Consider the following 1,267-nt stretch of genomic DNA (forward strand, 5'->3'; position numbering starts at 1 on the left):
CCATTATTCTGGCAGGAGGTAGATTAGGAGTGTTAGAAGTGACTGAAATTAATTATATCAGACAACAAGTGAACGGAAAAGGGCATACATATGCAGAGGTTGCGAGAAGAACAAATAGAGACCCAAGAACCGTACAGAAATATGCGGATCTAGATGAATTCCAACCTGAATTGAAAGGAAGGAAACCTCAACCCTCTCCGGTTATGGATCCGGTGAAAGAGATTGTGGATCAGTGGTTGAGGGAAGATTTGAAGAAGAAAAAGAAATATCGGAGAACTGCGAAGCGTATTTGGGAGTTATTAAAGGAAGAGTGTGGATTTAAAGGTTCAGACCGAACGGTGAGAGCATATGTCTCTAAGCGGAAAATAGAATTACTTGAAGAGATGGAAGCAAACGATGAGGCAGCTCTTCCGTTAGAAGCAAGTCCAGGGGATGCCCAGGTAGACTTTGGGGAGGCACCGTTTAAGGTAGAGGGAGAAGTCATAGAACTTCCGTATCTGGTTATGTCTTTCCCGTACAGTAATGCATTTCTGGTTCAGGTGTTTGAGTCCCAGAATCAAGACTGTTTCTTGGAAGGCATGAAACGATTCTTTCATCACCTTGGGGGTGTACCTAGAAGAGTTCGTTTTGATAACTTATCACCTGCGGTGAAAAAGATTCTTCCTCATGGAAGACGTGAACTGACGGAGGGATTTGAAAGGTTTGTCTTACACTACGGTTTCGAATATGAATTTTGTAATCCAGGTTCAGGGAATGAAAAAGGTCATGTGGAAGCAATGGTTAAGTATGTTCGTAATAATTTCTTTTTACCAGAACGAAGAGTATTTCAATTAGACGAATTCAATACCAAGTTGTGGGGAGAAGCTGAAAAAGATCGTCATCGCCAACATTATGAGAAAAAGGAAGAAATCAGTAAATTATTCGAAGAAGATAAGCATGCATTTTTACACTTACCGGCCAAGGAGTATAGTTGTGTACGCTATGAAACTTTGAAAGCTGATAAATATGGGTTTGTCCAAGTGGATACAAAAAAATACTCCACTTCCCCACGTTACGCAAAACAAAAAGTCTTGGTGGCAATCACATATGATCAAGTTACTATCCTTTCGGATAGATACGAAAAAATTGTAAGACATAACCGAATCTACGGAAATGCATCAAAATCAATGGTATGGCAACCCTACCTATCTCTTATGGCCACAAGGCCAACAGCTTTGAAATATACGACGTTCTATGGCCAATTACCGGAACGCTGGCGAAGCTATTT

The 1,267-nt window shown here is 40.7% G+C and carries 1 protein-coding gene; it reads left to right on the forward strand.

The annotated features are described in order from the left end of the window. Positions 1-38: 38 nt before the first annotated feature. The coding region (gene istA, locus KI363_RS21515) for an IS21 family transposase (protein WP_212967604.1) at positions 39-1,267 on the forward strand (1,229 nt) is incomplete at its 3' end.

It is taken from the genome of Lederbergia ruris, assembly GCF_018332955.1.
Taxonomy (GTDB): Bacteria; Bacillota; Bacilli; order Bacillales; family Bacillaceae_C; genus Lederbergia; species Lederbergia ruris.